This is a genomic window from Dyadobacter psychrotolerans (genome assembly GCF_004349265.1).
Classification (GTDB): domain Bacteria; phylum Bacteroidota; class Bacteroidia; order Cytophagales; family Spirosomataceae; genus Dyadobacter; species Dyadobacter psychrotolerans.
The window spans coordinates 29,440-44,061 of the sequence record NZ_SMFL01000023.1; the positions used below are offsets into that span (position 1 = coordinate 29,440).

The 14,622-nt window shown below is 42.5% G+C and carries 13 protein-coding genes; 4 read left to right on the forward strand and 9 right to left on the reverse strand.

The window, feature by feature from the left end; all coding sequences use genetic code 11:
* Positions 1 to 18: 18 nt before the first annotated feature.
* Positions 19 to 186: a hypothetical protein gene (locus E0F88_RS33885; protein WP_165940216.1), complete on the reverse strand. Its 168-nt coding sequence runs from the start codon at positions 184 to 186 to the stop codon at positions 19 to 21.
* 166 nt (positions 187 to 352) lie between these two features.
* Between E0F88_RS33885 and E0F88_RS31780 the strand changes: the two genes are divergently transcribed.
* The gene (locus E0F88_RS31780) at positions 353 to 1,498 is read left to right on the forward strand and encodes a cysteine desulfurase family protein (protein WP_131962536.1); all 1,146 of its coding nucleotides are present in this window, start codon (positions 353 to 355) and stop codon (positions 1,496 to 1,498) included.
* On the opposite strand, the gene E0F88_RS31785 is transcribed toward E0F88_RS31780, so the two are convergent.
* From E0F88_RS31785 to atpD, 8 genes are all read right to left on the reverse strand, one after another.
* Positions 1,495 to 1,755, reverse strand: a complete 261-nt coding sequence (locus E0F88_RS31785) for a hypothetical protein (RefSeq protein WP_131962538.1) — start codon at positions 1,753 to 1,755, stop codon at positions 1,495 to 1,497. The two genes, E0F88_RS31780 and E0F88_RS31785, sit on opposite strands and share 4 nt — an antisense overlap.
* Positions 1,756 to 1,797: 42 nt before the next feature.
* Entirely contained in the window at positions 1,798 to 2,763 is a 966-nt protein-coding gene (locus E0F88_RS31790) for an HNH endonuclease (RefSeq protein ID WP_131962540.1), read from the reverse strand.
* Between the two features lie 40 nt (positions 2,764 to 2,803).
* Complete coding sequence (locus tag E0F88_RS34465) at positions 2,804 to 3,025, reverse strand: hypothetical protein (RefSeq protein ID WP_229213975.1); 222 nt, start codon at positions 3,023 to 3,025, stop codon at positions 2,804 to 2,806.
* Positions 3,026 to 3,136: 111 nt separating this feature from the next.
* Positions 3,137 to 4,072: a DNA phosphorothioation system sulfurtransferase DndC gene (gene dndC / locus E0F88_RS31795; RefSeq protein ID WP_262709915.1), complete on the reverse strand. Its 936-nt coding sequence runs from the start codon at positions 4,070 to 4,072 to the stop codon at positions 3,137 to 3,139.
* Between the two features lie 262 nt (positions 4,073 to 4,334).
* Entirely contained in the window at positions 4,335 to 7,973 is a 3,639-nt protein-coding gene (locus tag E0F88_RS31800) for an ABC transporter permease/M1 family aminopeptidase (protein ID WP_131962542.1), read from the reverse strand.
* 55 nt (positions 7,974 to 8,028) lie between these two features.
* On the reverse strand, positions 8,029 to 8,916 hold the full coding sequence (locus E0F88_RS31805) for an ABC transporter ATP-binding protein (protein WP_131962544.1): 888 nt from the start codon (positions 8,914 to 8,916) through the stop codon (positions 8,029 to 8,031).
* 231 nt (positions 8,917 to 9,147) lie between these two features.
* Entirely contained in the window at positions 9,148 to 9,390 is a 243-nt protein-coding gene (atpC, locus tag E0F88_RS31810; protein WP_131962546.1) for an ATP synthase F1 subunit epsilon, read from the reverse strand.
* 75 nt (positions 9,391 to 9,465) lie between these two features.
* Complete coding sequence (gene atpD, locus E0F88_RS31815) at positions 9,466 to 10,989, reverse strand: F0F1 ATP synthase subunit beta (RefSeq protein ID WP_131962548.1); 1,524 nt, start codon at positions 10,987 to 10,989, stop codon at positions 9,466 to 9,468.
* 298 nt (positions 10,990 to 11,287) lie between these two features.
* Between atpD and E0F88_RS31820 the strand changes: the two genes are divergently transcribed.
* The 3 genes from E0F88_RS31820 to E0F88_RS31830 all read left to right on the forward strand — a co-directional run bounded on the left by E0F88_RS31820 (position 11,288) and on the right by E0F88_RS31830 (position 14,600).
* A complete protein-coding gene (locus tag E0F88_RS31820) occupies positions 11,288 to 11,521 on the forward strand; it encodes a DUF433 domain-containing protein (RefSeq protein WP_131962549.1) in 234 nt (77 codons plus the stop codon).
* Entirely contained in the window at positions 11,521 to 11,859 is a 339-nt protein-coding gene (locus tag E0F88_RS31825; protein WP_131962551.1) for a DUF5615 family PIN-like protein, read from the forward strand. The genes E0F88_RS31820 and E0F88_RS31825 overlap by 1 nt, the downstream gene beginning before the upstream one ends.
* 77 nt (positions 11,860 to 11,936) lie before the next feature.
* On the forward strand, positions 11,937 to 14,600 hold the full coding sequence (locus tag E0F88_RS31830; RefSeq protein ID WP_131962553.1) for a hypothetical protein: 2,664 nt from the start codon (positions 11,937 to 11,939) through the stop codon (positions 14,598 to 14,600).
* Positions 14,601 to 14,622: the final 22 nt, after the last annotated feature.

Sequence of the window (14,622 nt, forward strand, 5' to 3'; positions counted from 1 at the left end):
TTGGTATCCAGCAAGATGTTAATCCCATTCATCACGCATGGATTTTTGAATTTTCAAAGGATCCTCTTTTAATTTTAGAGTACCAAAATATTTCGCAAGGTCTGGTTTTTTATTTCCGTGTTTACTTGCTTTGATTTGCCGGTCTATTTGCTCATTCGAGACCCCCTTTTTCAGTACGATCGTCATAATCTTTCAGTTTGTTAAATGCAATATACAAAATCAGAAATTGATTTTAAATAAGCACCCCGGCAAACTAGCGTTTCGAAATAGACTTTCTGGTCAAATCAAAATCCCTGGAATGGATTTCCTCAGTCAGTCGTTATCTTCGTAAAGAAACCAATGCCCAAACACTGTGATTTACCTCGACAACAACGCCACAACCCGCATCGATCCTCGTGTGCTGGAAACGATGATGCCCTATCTGACAGACAATTTCGCCAACGCGGCATCGACACATGCTTTTGGGTTGGGTGCGAATGATGCGGTAAAACTGGCCAGGCAGCAGGTTTCAGAATTGATCGGTTCTGAAATGCATGAAGTTGTGTTTACGTCAGGCGCTACGGAAGCCATTAATCTGGCTATTAAGGGCGTGGCTGAAAACTATCAAAATAAAGGAAAACACATCATCACGGTACAGACTGAACATACCGCCGTTTTGGATGTGTGCCGGTATCTGGAAAACAAAGGTTTTGAGGTAACCTATCTTCCGGTACAGCCCGATGGTTTGCTTGATCTGGAAGTGCTGAAATCGGCGTTGCGGCCTGATACTATTTTGGTTTCTGTCATGCTGGTCAATAACGAAACAGGTGTGATCCAGCCTATCAAAGAGATTGCAGCACTTTCTCACCAGGCCGGTGCACTGTTTATGACGGACGGCACACAAGCCATTGGAAAATTGCAGGTGAATGTTGATGATTTAGGTATTGACCTGATGCCTTTATCTGCACATAAATTCTATGGTCCAAAAGGTGTGGGTGCGTTGTTTATTCGCCAGCGGAGACCGTGGAGGATAAAACTAGAAGCCTTGTTGCATGGGGGAGGCCACGAAGGCGGAAAACGCTCAGGAACGCTGAATGTAGCAGGAATTGCAGGATTGGGAAAAGCGGCCGAACTGGCTCAAAAAGAAATGAAGCAGGACTCTCAGCGCATTGGTAACATCCGCGATGAACTTGAAAAAGAACTTTTAAAAATAGAAGGAACCCGCATCAACGGAAATGCCAAAAGCCGACTGTACAACGTAACCAACATCCTCTTCGAAGGCTGCGATTCCGACGCCCTCATCATGGGCCTCAACGACATCGCCATCTCCAACGGCTCCGCCTGCACCTCCGCTTCTATTGAACCTTCACATGTTCTCATTGCGCATGGGCTTTCGGAGACGGAAGCATTTTCGTGTTTAAGGTTTAGTTTGGGAAGATTTAATTCGGTTGAGGAAGTTGCGGGTGTGGTGGGGAAGGTGAAGTTGGTGGTGGAGGGATTGCGGGCGATGGTGTTTTAGGATTGTTTGTCTACACCAAACAAAGTCAAAATCTCCAGAGCTTCTTCTATTTTGGCTAATCTATCTTTTATTCTTTCATGGGCATCATTTACAATGTTCATAAAAAGAAGATTATCAACGATAAGTTGTCTGTCCCTTTTAATGTGTTCTTTGTGTTTTTCAATTCGAAGATTTATACTATTGGCCAGTCGCGGAAGAGTTGGCTCAACAGAGGGGTTAAGCCATTCTAAATCGGATTGATGGATATTGGTATTCACACTGTTCTTTATTTTGAGATGAAGTTGCAAATGTCTAGTAAATTAAAGTTTGAAAACGTTCCCTTTGTGCCAAGTGAGATTTTGAATACCAGGCCAAAAACTTCGATTACTAGGTAAATTTATCCTTTTTCGATCAAACTTCCTGATCGAATAATCACTCTTCCCCTCAGTAAACTTGTCAGACACAATTACCCGATAATCTTCATCGATGGAAATCAAACCACGATCGAAGGCCCGATGTAAATTGGGGCACAATGCAATTCCATTGGAAATCGTGTCATTGTAACTTTCCGAGAATGGCACGATATGACAAGCATCGATCAGTGAAACCTGGACTGTTGCATCTATCCTCATGCCAGAAATACAGCAGGTATAATTATAAATCTTAGGAATTTCCCGTTTAAAAATACCTCCCCGAATGAAGATTTCTTCCTCATCCTGTTGTTTTATAAGCGTTTGAATCTCACTTCTGTACTCTTCTGCGGGCTCGTGCAAAATTTTGTTCTCAATCTCAGAATACTTATCATTCAGATATTCCCTTTCTTCTAAAAGATGTGTTTTAGTCCCTGGAAAATATTCGTCTAACAGAAGGTTTTTAAAAATAGCGTTGCTTACGGGATTCTTCATCAAAAGAAATAACTCTTCGTCAATCAATGCATAATCAACAGCAGCATTTAGGGCGGAGAAGCTCTGAATACCCGATTTCAAAGAAAGTAAACTTTCGTATCCCTGTTTTGGGATCAGTTTCCAGAATGGAGCAGAAGAAAGATGAAAAAACGGGAGAAAAAAACGGCATTGATGATTACTTAATACCAGAGAACTCCAATTTGCAGTAAATAACGAGACAATTTCCGGAGTTATATAAATTCGAGTCTGCTCAATCAGTGAATTTTGAACAGCTTGTAAAATCGAAAGTAACAGAATGGGCTTATGAGGTGCTGGCCCATGTGACCTGTCAATTCTTAATTTCTTAAACGCAAGAAGATAGCTTTGAAGTTGTGAGGTCAATTTAACGGAGAGTAGAAGTTTTCCTTGTAATATTATGCGATCATGCAACAGCCTGGTGCTTGTTCAGCAATTCTTTGTGATCCAAATAATCGTCCAGAAGTTTTTCAATATCGTTCTGCATTCCCCGCTTCTTAATCATAATTGATTTGCTTTTTACCAATTTAACCGCATTTTGGATTAGGTCAAATTGATCAGGGCTATCTGAGCAAACTTCTCTTAATAGCTGTTCTTCTTCGCGCATCTTCAACACGCGTTTGCTCATATCGATATGTGTATTGGATATGCTGTTATAAATATCTACAACACTGTTTCTGAAAAGCCCTTCCCGGTACCAAGTTACTTGTATGGCTATAAGTTCCTGATGCGAAATGAGTTACAGCGTTTCGCCTTGTTCCTGTTGAATTTCATATTGCGCATTCAAAAGTTTTCTCAACATGGTTGCCCGAACATCCTCAACATAAGGCCCCCAGGTATCCTCATCCTCAACATTTTTTGCTTCAAAACGGCGGCGTTTTTCACGGTTTTCACGGATATCTCTGGATTCCAGCAAGTAATCCCGGAATTCTACTAATGGAAGCATCCATTCTTCTCCATTACCAATGAGTCCTTCCATCGATTTGTCACGCTTCACCACGGTACATACCCAACATCCAAAACGGCTGTTCCCGCAGCTCGGCGTGCTTTCATCGATTACCAATGGGCAGTCTCCCGAATTTGCATTTTTGTACAGGGTAACCAGCTCTTTGTGTGTTCCGCCCCACGGAGGAGAAACCTGCATCATATACTGCCACAACTCTCCGGTTTCTATGTCACTGATCGGTGCATACACAAATGCGTTAGGCAACATATGTTTCCTTAAACGTTGCCCTTTAAGTGCATGTTTTTTCATGGAGCGGGAGCGGGTAGAGCTTTCATCCGTTCTTGTCCCCAGGAGAATGATCACTTCGCCGCGCTCGTCAATTTTGCTTTTAATAAATTGCGTTGTCGGGCTGATTTTCAATCGTTCGGTACACCACCGGAAAGAATTATTCGGCGCCGGATACCCTTTTCCAATGAGGTTTACCCAGAATGTATCTTCCAGCCTTGGCGTGGTGCGCTGTACGCGAATAGGCAGGCTCTGCTCAACGGCTGAAACCTCAATTTTCTTTAAGGTCGATTCGATAAACTTAACAATCCTTGGATTTTCAACCAATGTATCATTACAAACAACATATATTTCCCGTGTCCTCGTTTGTTCTGGTATTTTCTTTAACGCGTTCCAGATCAGTTGTAAAAGAAGCGTAGAATCCTTTCCTCCGCTAAACCCTATAACCCAGGGACGGGGATTTTAATCATATAAATATTGATCTATGATTTCACTTTCAATAAATGGAATTTTGATGGACATGCGCAAAAATGGTAAATAACTTAACTACGTCATAGTTTAAGGCAATTTAGTCAATAATAGTTTATCAAAAAATGGAGGAAAACCTAAGTCGTTGCTGATCAGACGCATGAACTAAATGCTTTTTTGATAAATCACTGAGTTGTATTCTTCGTCCCTTCGCACTTCTTCTTTCTTACGCTCCCCCTCACTCCACCTCCCCAACATTATCATCCGGAATCCTGTCAATAAGCTTATTATAGGGGTCTATTCCGGCTTTTACGGGTTTTCCTTTGACGCGGATGGTGATGGTTTGTTTTCCGGGTTTGAGTTTGAATTTTTTGATATAAAGCGGATTAATCTGCTTTTGCCCGGTTTTGTTTGTCGTTTCTGCGGCAAAAACACCAATGTCGATATAGTCATTCATAGGTGCAGCAGTCTCTTTTCCGGAGCTGTCGGCATAAAATTTCCTGCTTGAAAAAGTTAAGGCTACATCATAAAAACCTTTACCTGCGGGCTTTGACGTAACTTTTTCAAACTTATTTTCATAAAGCGTGATTTTCTCCCAGGTATCTGTCAGGTAATATTTCAGAGAGTCAGGAGTATGTCTTTTGAAATACGCATACAGGTCGTTGCTTCCCGCAAACGGTGGGTTTTCCCGCAGGGCGTATTCATCCCTGAACTCCCGTAAAGCGTGATTCACCGCCGTATCTCCGATCAGGTCACGCAGCCCGTAAATAATCAGACTTCCTTTGTTATACCATTCATAAGGGCGGTTGCAGTTGATAAACGTATTTTCCTTTTTTGCCTCATTGGCTCTGCCGCGTAGATATCTGTCAAGTTCATCTTTCAAAAAACGCTTCATATTGTCACGCCCATATTTCCTTTCAGTCAGAATCAGCGCGGTGTATTCTGCCAAAGCCTCAGAAATCAGGTTAGCGCCTCTTGTTTTATTCGGAGCGACCTGGTGGCCCCACCATTGGTGCGCAAGCTCGTGAGCCGTTACAAAATAGGTGTAATCAAAGTCATCGGGACTCTTAAAATCCGCCACCCAGCCAAAATCCTCTGAATAGGGAACCGTGTTCGGAAAACTCTGTGCAAAACCTGCATATCTTGGAAATTCCATCAGGCGCATTTGCCTGAACTGAAACGGGCCGTATACTGCGGAAAAATATTTTAATCCGTCAACATAAGCCGCCTTAAACCGATCCAGATTGAATGGGTGGTGTTTATCGTAAAAAATTTCAATGTTAACCGGAGTGCCATCTGCCTGTTTAACCTGCTCGCGTTGCACTTCATAACGTGCTGATACGATGCTTGCAAACAGCTGAACAGGCGAATCCTGAATATATTGAAAATATTTCCTGCCTTTTTCTTTCCAGGTTTTTTGAAGATAACCGGGCGCGATCGCAGTCTGGTCGGGTGTGGTGCTTACTGTCGCTTCAAAATGAATCAGATCGGCATCATCATTAAACAGCAGCGTGCTGCGCCCAACCGGATCACTTTGAGGTGGCAAATCGTCTTTTTTCTCTCTTAAACCAAGCTTTTTACGATACTCATCGCTTTCCAGCTCGTAGTTTGCGTCGTAACCAAAGGCGGGTATGCCACCGCTGTAAAACGTTCCGTTGTGTAGCACATCCCTGCTGAATCCGCTATTCTCAAATCCTTTATTGTCCTTTACGGAGCGTATTTCAACCAAAGCGGAATCACCCGGCTGCATGACCTTGTTTAGCTTATAAATACGGTAACTGAATGCTTTTTCTCCTTTTTTGAATAAGCTAAACTTCGAATAAGGATGATGAAACGGTTCGGAAAAATTAAGACTTTCTCCGTTATAGAGCATTTTATATTCGAGATCTTCGGCATCCATCAAATGAAGCGCACTGATGGGTTTACCAGATTTATTTTTCACCATCATTCTGGAATACATATTTATCTTTCTCTCTTCAGGATAAATATCTGCTTCCACAATCAGGCTGGTCACCTTCGGCTGAGGCAATCCCTCGTATTTTTTTAACGTTTTTTCATACAGTGCTTTATTGTTTCTTTCTTCCGAAGCACTGTAATAATCATTCAGATAGCTGACGTTGTAATAAATGTAACTTCCGCTGGCCAGCCATCCGATAAAAAACAAACAGATCAGCAGCCTTGGAACACCCTCAAAACGCTGCAAGGCAACACGCCACCTTTCTTTAAAACCACCTACAACGCCGCGCTGAAAAAACAGATACGACAAAGTGGCCAGCAGAGAACCCAGTAAGAGCCAATAGAAATTAAACCAGAATAACGGTTTCACAAAGTGTCCGATCCCGTTCATCTCCGACCATTTAAAGTCGGGGGTAAAAAAGTAAAAGAACAGATTGTAGTTCATTTCGGCGAAAGCACGGAGCAAAAACAGCGCAATCCAGATCAGCATCGCGACTCCATGCCCTGAGAATTTGTTATTGACAATGATATGTACCGTAAACGAAAGCAATATCATCTGCACAAAACCGGGAAGGGTAAGCAGATACAAATCAATAAAGTATATATCAAGCTGATAATCAGTAAAACCTTTAATCGTCTGAATCGCCACACCTACAACAATCGGGATGGTTGCCATGATAACGGCAATTCCCAACAACCCAAATAATTTGGATAAATAAAGGATGGTATTCGGTACAGGAAGGGCGTCATTCAAAATGTTGTAACGGGTGGCTTTTTCCCGGTGTACCGCTTCTCCGGTGTAAAAAAGCAGAATAATGAAAACAAAAAGGTTATAGTCGTATCCCTTATAATCCATGATAAAGATCGTAAGGGGTTTATTGCTGACACTGAAAATTGTATCGCCAATCCAGATATCCAGCACAAGGAAAATCAATCCGCCCATCAAAATGGCTCGGAAATAATTATCTCTTACGATGTTCAGAAACTCAATTTTGGTCAGGTTCCACAGAATTGTTCTTTTATAAAAATTCCCAAACTGCTGATGAACCTGTTTAAGCAGGGGAGGCGTTTTTACTCCGTCGTCCTTCGACTTTTTTTCAGATGATCTTTCAGGCTGCAGGAACTTCTGAAAACTGAAACTGTAATAGGTAAAAAGGATCAGGACAAGCGATAATCCAATCCATATTAGCCTGTTGAGCAGAAATGTGTTTGTAATAGGAGCAATGATGGTATTTTTTTCATAGGGCGTCAAAAAGCGGGTTTCCAGGCCATAGGCATTCACCAGGAAAGGGTCGAGAAGTTTTATAAGATTGTGATTTTCGATGTCACGAATCAAAAAGTTACCCAGCAAATACGCGATAAACAGTAAAATACTGGCCGAATAAATTACCCTTACATTCCGCGTGAAGGACACCAGCGCAAAAAATATTGTCGAGGAAATCAGCAGATTTCCGGTGGCGTAAGTGAAATAAGGATAAAAATAATTCCAGAGGCCGTAAGATCCGATTCTTTCCTCTGGAACCCAATCAAACACAGGGCCAACAAAAGAACCAAAAAATGCTCCCCAGCTGAAACCTGTACCGATAAGCAAAACAAAGACAAAGGATCCGAAAAACCGTCCCCAGAAATAGCCGGCTTTTGTGATGGGAACTGCGTACAGATAGTTTCGTGTACTGTATTCGATATCCCGGTAAAGCGGAACACCCATCACCGCGGAACAAACAAGAATCATGGCAAAACTGAAAAGGATATTTCCTTCCGCCATGGTCCATGGGGCGTTGTGCATCACTTTTTCGGATGCTGGCGACCAGCCGGTTGCTGTTGTAAGAAAACCGATCAGTACAAAAATAAAGAGGTAAATCCAGGTTGCAGGACGTGCAATTCGGTATTTTATTTCAAATGAAAATATTTGCCGGAACATAGGAATGTCTTTTAGATGGAGGTTTAAAATCAAAGAATGCGCAAGATAAAACAGCTTACAGCGTTATTACGTCCATTTTGCTTGCAATCTGATGAAAGTAAATATCCTCTAAAATTGGCTCAGCAGAAATAAAGCCGGCTCCGGGATGTGTCTCTGAAAATATCCGTATTCCCAGCTTTCCGCTTTTCATTTGTGCCGAAATTACCTGGTATTTTTCTTTGTATTCGGCTATGTCTGATTTCTCAATCATAGTCGAATAAATGTATCCGTTTAATTCCCTGACAGCTTCATCCGGATTCCCGTTTCGTAAAACTTCTCCCTTGCAGATAATAGCAAAGTCGCTGCAAAGCGTTCTGACATCCTCAACAATATGCGTAGACAGGATCACAATCGTATTTTCACCCAGTTCACTCAGCAGGTTGTAAAACCGGTTGCGTTCTGCCGGATCAAGGCCCGCTGTGGGTTCATCTACGATGATTAGCTTTGGATTGGCTAACAATGCCTGAGCAATTCCAAAGCGTTGTTTCATCCCGCCGGAGAAGGTTCCCAGATGTTTTTTCCTGTCGTTGTAGAGATTGACACGGTCGAGCAGGGCGGCGACGGTCTGTTTTCTCTCTTTTGTATCTAAAATTCCTTTTAACTGCGCAATATGATCCAGCATCAGCTCAGAGCTGATTTTGGGATAAACACCAAATTCCTGAGGCAAATAACCCAGAATCTTTCGCACCTCCGCTTTATCTTTCAAAACATCAAGATCATCCAGAAAAATACTGCCGGCGTCTGCCTCCTGCAAAGTAGCAATTGTACGCATCAAAGAAGATTTTCCAGCACCGTTTGGTCCAAGTAAACCAAACATGCCGGTTTCAATTGTAAGATTCACCCCTTTCAGGGCCTGTACACCATTGGGATAAGTTTTTTGGAGGTTTTTGATAAAGAGTTTCACAGACGATGAGGATTAAAGGTTTGGGTGTAAGGATAACGGCTTACAATTTATATAAACCGTTCAATAATAATCAATTGTGTGGACAAAACAAACACCGTATAGCCTGCAAATCTATACAGGAAAACTTCGCAGACAGAACCGTTTAATCAATCACACAGTATGGATCACCTAAAACAAAAAAAGCAGAAGCCGTTTGCACAGCTTCTGCTTTCAAATTAAAATCTATTATTCCTACAAAATAGCCTCAGCCAAAACTAAAACCCTGTTGTTCAACACTTCAACAACGCCACCGTCGATAACATAAGTTTGCTTTACGCCACTTACATCAACAACTACGTTTCCTTTGCCTAACGTGCTTACCAACGGTGCATGGCGGTTCAAAACCTGAAACTGTCCTTCGGTACCCGGTAATGTCACAGCATCTGCCTCTCCGGCAAACACTTTTTTATCTGGGGTAATTATTTCTAAATGCATATTAGTTAGCTTTTAGCTGTCAGCTAATAGCTGTTAGCTAAACGCTAACTGCTAACTGTCAACTGTTACTTAAAACTATGATCTGTTGCTGGCTTCTGCAAGCATTTTCTCACCTTTTGCCTGCGCATCTTCGATGGTTCCAACCAGATTGAAAGCCATTTCAGGAAGGTGGTCATAATCTCCGTCCATGATCAGGTTAAAGCCTTTGATGGTATCGTTGATATCTACCAACACACCTTTAAGACCTGTAAACTGCTCAGCAACAAAGAAAGGCTGTGACAAGAAACGTTCAACCCGGCGGGCACGTGATACGATCAGCTTATCTTCATCAGAAAGCTCTTCCATACCAAGGATCGCAATGATATCCTGTAATTCTTTGTAACGCTGCAGAATGTTTTTTACACGCTGAGCACAATCATAATGAGCAGCTCCAAGTGTTTCTGCATTCAGGATACGAGAAACTGAATCTAGTGGATCCACGGCAGGATAAATACCTTTTTCAGCAACTTTACGTGAAAGCGTAGTTGTTGCGTCCAAGTGGGTAAATGTTGTTGCCGGTGCCGGATCCGTCAAGTCATCCGCAGGTACGTAAACAGCCTGCACAGATGTGATAGAACCACGTTTTGTAGATGTGATACGTTCCTGCATCTGACCCATTTCAGTAGCCAGGGTAGGTTGGTAACCCACCGCAGAAGGCATACGTCCCAAAAGGGCTGATACCTCAGAACCTGCCTGTGTAAAACGGAAAATGTTATCGATAAAGAAAAGGATATCACGTCCCTGCCCTTCGCCATCTCCGTCACGGAAATATTCAGCAACTGTAAGACCTGTCAAAGCAACACGGGCACGTGCGCCGGGAGGTTCGTTCATTTGTCCGAAAACAAAAGTTGCCTGCGAGTCTTTCAAAGTTTCGTAATCCACTTTTGAAATATCCCAGCCGCCTTCTTCCATGCTATGTTTGAAAGCATCACCATATTTAATGATACCCGCTTCGATCATCTCACGCATCAGGTCATTTCCTTCACGTGTACGCTCTCCAACACCTGCAAACACTGAAAGACCAGCATAAGCTTTCGCGATGTTGTTGATCAGCTCCTGGATCAATACGGTTTTACCAACACCCGCACCACCAAACAAACCAATTTTACCACCTTTTACATAAGGAGCGATCAAATCGATTACTTTGATACCTGTAAAAAGTACCTCAGTTGCTGTTGCAAGATCTTCGTATTTTGGAGCTGCACGGTGAATGGAAATACCATTTCCGGCAGAATCGATTGGCGTAAGACCATCGATCGCTTCTCCGATTACATTAAACAAGCGGCCTTTGATCGCCTCGCCTGTTGGTATTTTGATCGGTGAACCAAGCGGAGTTACCGTCATACCGCGCTGCATACCTTCGGTACTGTCCATCGCGATGGTACGAACTCTGTCTTCACCCAAGTGTTGCTGACACTCAAGAATTACTCTTTGACCGTTTGTTTTGATGACTTCTAACGCATCAAGAATAGCAGGGATGCGTCCGCTGTCTTCAAACGATACGTCTACAACTGGTCCAATTACCTGGGTAATTTTTCCTGTATTTGTTGCGTTTGCCATTAATATGATTTAGATTATCTTCGATGAGGTTATTTTCAGACCGCAAAAGTATGAGATAATTTGGTCAGTACCAATAGATGCCCCACTGATTTATAGGATATTTTTTAGAAAAATGCCGGATTTTATCGAAAACAGTAGGCAGATTTTCAGAAAAGGGATTAGAAGCAGTTAAGAAATACAGTTTTGCCGGTGTTTTTTATTCTATGATTTTTCTTACTCAAACAAAAACCAGCGGTAGAAGCGGTTTGAAAAACGCAGACAAAACATTAAATTTGATTTATCACATCAGGAATCGCTCATGAATGTCCAGCTTTTAGAACGTATTACATTCAATCCCGAACAATGCGGTGGCAAACCATGTATTCGTGGAATGCGGATTCGGGTAACCGATGTTCTTGAGTTGCTGGCCGCAGGCTTAACGCCTGAACAAATCGTTACAGAGGAGTTGCCCGATCTCGAAGCAGATGACATCACTGCCTGTCTGCTGTATGCTGTAACCAAAGTAAATCATCCGGTTCTTCAGGCCGCCTGATGTTAATGCTGATTCTCGACGCTCATATTCCGCCAGGGTTGGCACTATGGATTACCAGTACATTTAACCTTGAATGTTATTCCGCGGTTTATTTGAATTTACGGGATTCCAATGACCGTGAAAATTTTTTTGCTGCCCGTGAAAAAAATGCCATTGTCATAACAAAAGATGATGACTTTGTATCCTTATTAAACAGGCATGGAGCTCCTCCCAAAGTAATCTGGCTTACCTGCGGCAACACTTCAAAAAACAGATTAAGGGAGATTTTTGAAAAAAACTTATTTCGGGCTATTCAACTCCTTGAAACAACTGATTTGGTAGAAATTACAGGACATTAATGTTTAAAACCCGAACATTATAGAAAAACGCTGTATTCTTGCGTTAAGTAATTTTTAAATCCGGTTTTAAACAAACTATGAAGGAACTCTTTTTCTGGAAAGTATGGTCACCCTCCGAGCGTCGTACTACCGTGGCTGCGCTTATCATCCTATTTTTATCCATATTATTTTTCGTTTTTAAAAGTCTGGACCCGCTGGCCAATGTGATTCGCTGGAATGTACTCAGCGAAGTAGCCGAAATTTCCACGGTTATCGATTTTCTCAGGATTGATCAGTGGCAATACGGCGTTACTGTTCCGTCGCAGCTGGTTACCGAAAACTTCATTGCATCCGTGATGGAAACGGATATACTCACTGTGCAGATTTTCTGGTTTTTTGCATTGATCGGGTTGTCTTTTCTTTTGGCTGCACTTACTACTTTATCCAGGTTTTGGTATCTGGCCGGAATGATAATCTTCATTTTACTTCTTGCATTTGCACGTCCGGAAGCATTGGGTGTTTTTGGTGAGGGAAGCCGTACTTTATTTTTACTGACCGTAATTTTTTATGGCGGCCTGAGTTATTATTTTCATGCGTTCCGGCCCGATCTGGGTGTAAGCATCAGGATAACCGGTATGCTTGGCGTGTCGGCGGTACTGGCTATTTTGGTATCTGTCGCTTCACCTCTGCCTTTTCCCGCACTTGCCGCTATTTCATATTCTTTGCCTTTCTGGCTGTTACTTACCGTTTTATTCCTGCTTGTTGTTTCTACCGAAATTATGGCATTGCTGGTCTGGATAAGCACAACCGGTTCTGGTAAAACCGGCAAATCAGGATTGGTAAATTTTTTGGTGATCAGTATTTTATACCTGCTGCTTTTAACTTTAATCTACCTCAGAAATACAAAACAGATCGACTGGAACCTTACCTTGATCGGTCCGGCGTACCTTGCGCTTACCGCAGCAATTATCGGTTTATGGGGTTTCAGAAAACGGGCAGATTCCACCGGAGGGCTTATCCCTTTCCGTACAACAGGTTTTTGGCTTTATCTCGGTTTGTTTATGATTGCCATCGCCTTTGCAGCTTTTGTTTCAGGATCAGCCAATGACCCTTTGATGGAAGTTCTGGAGGATGTTGTTGTGCAGGGACAGCTCGGTATGAGCCTTTTGTTTTTGTTTTATATTCTGGTCAATTTTTATCCATTGTTCAAACAGGGGTTGGCGGTTCATAAAGTGTTGTACAAACCCCTTCGTTTTGGTCTGACACAAACAAGGTTATTTGGATTTGCAGCCGTCATTATCCTCTTTTCCATGCAGCGGCTTTTGCCGTTAAATCAGGGGATTGCAGGTTATTTTAATGGTCTGGGCGATTTATACAGCAAAACCGGTGAATTCACACTGGCAGAACAATATTACAAACTGGCTTTGCAGCAGGAATTTCAAAACCATAAGTCAAACTATGCGCTGGCTTCCCTCGCGTTAAAACAGGGAGATAACAATGCAGCCGCTTACTATTTCCGGCAGTCGCTGCTAAAACAGCCTTCTGCTCAGGCCTATGCTGGTCTGGGATCCATTTTGGTACAGGAAAATCTGTTTTTTGACGCCGTCGCCAGTTTGCAGGAAGGAATCAGGGCGTTTCCGGAAAGCGGTGAACTTCTCAATAACCTGGGAATGCTTTATGCAAAAACCAATGTTGCAGACTCTGCCTATTACTATCTTGAAAGAGCTGAAAAAGCAACAAAACGGGAGGAGGTTCCTGCAACAAACCTGCTGGCCATACTGGCTAAAAGTGCAGACAGCCGTCTTCTTGATTCACTGGCATCGAAAATTGAAGAAAAAAGCTACATTTCATGGCAGGCCAACTGGTTGGCTGTACAAAATTTAAGACAAAACTTTTCAAAACGTGATTTCCAGTCAACCGTTATTCCGGCGGATTCTTTACTGAGCGTTTCTGCTTTTGCCTATTTGCAGAATTACACGACGAATCAGGCCAGGCAAGACAGTCTTCCTGCTACATTTCTTCCGAAACTCGCTGCAAAAAATCCTCTCCTGTCACAGGATCTTTCCTTTGCTTCCCTTTATCCTGAGTTTTACAGCGGTAACAAGTTAAGAGCAATTGATATTCTTTCGGCATGGTCGGAGGAGGACGGAGACAAAAAACAGCAGTATCGTAAAGTTTTAGGAAACTGGTTTTTACAGCTGGGTTTATATGAACAGGCTATTCAGCAGCTTTCTCTTGTGGATGGCATTGAAGGAACTTTGGGAACGGCCGTTGCCAATGCGCTGTCCGACAAACAGGCAGTAGCAGTTATACTTTTGGAAAAAATCCAGGGAAAAGAATCAGCGGCGGCGATTGACCAATTAAAGAAAACATTGTTTTCGGGAATTAAACCGAAAATGAAATCGGACAGCCTGCTTGCTATTACTATCAAATCGCCGTCAGACAAAAATTTCGATCAGGCAGTTAGAGACAACCCTTTTGATGCAAAAATTGTAGCCGGAGCTTCGGAATGGTACCGCAGAAAAAAGCAGACTAAAAAAGCTTATGACATGGTGCTGACAGCACTTCGTTTCAATGAATACGCACCAGAACTTTGGGAGCAATATACCTTTTTAAGCCTTGAACAGGGACTGACCGAGCAAGCCGCAAACGGAGAAGCCAAAGTGAAACAGTATGCCCTGCCTGCCGGTTATCAGCAATTTATGAATCGCTATCAACCCATGCGCGCTCTTATCGAAAAACAGCGGGCAGAGTTTCAATGATTTAATATTTTTATGAAATAAT

Bases quoted from the DNA above. Each gene is read 5' to 3' on its own strand.
- atpC (WP_131962546.1), bottom strand. From the start codon at position 9,390: ATGCATTTAGAAATAATTACCCCAGATAAAAAAGTGTTTGCCGGAGAG.
- E0F88_RS34465 (WP_229213975.1), bottom strand. From the start codon at position 3,025: ATGAGCAAACGCGTGTTGAAGATGCGCGAAGAAGAACAGCTATTAAGA.
- E0F88_RS31820 (WP_131962549.1), top strand. From the start codon at position 11,288: ATGAATGTCCAGCTTTTAGAACGTATTACATTCAATCCCGAACAATGC.
- atpD (WP_131962548.1), bottom strand. From the start codon at position 10,989: ATGGCAAACGCAACAAATACAGGAAAAATTACCCAGGTAATTGGACCA.
- E0F88_RS31800 (WP_131962542.1), bottom strand. From the start codon at position 7,973: ATGTTCCGGCAAATATTTTCATTTGAAATAAAATACCGAATTGCACGT.
- E0F88_RS31830 (WP_131962553.1), top strand. From the start codon at position 11,937: ATGAAGGAACTCTTTTTCTGGAAAGTATGGTCACCCTCCGAGCGTCGT.
- E0F88_RS33885 (WP_165940216.1), bottom strand. From the start codon at position 186: ATGACGATCGTACTGAAAAAGGGGGTCTCGAATGAGCAAATAGACCGG.
- E0F88_RS31825 (WP_131962551.1), top strand. From the start codon at position 11,521: ATGTTAATGCTGATTCTCGACGCTCATATTCCGCCAGGGTTGGCACTA.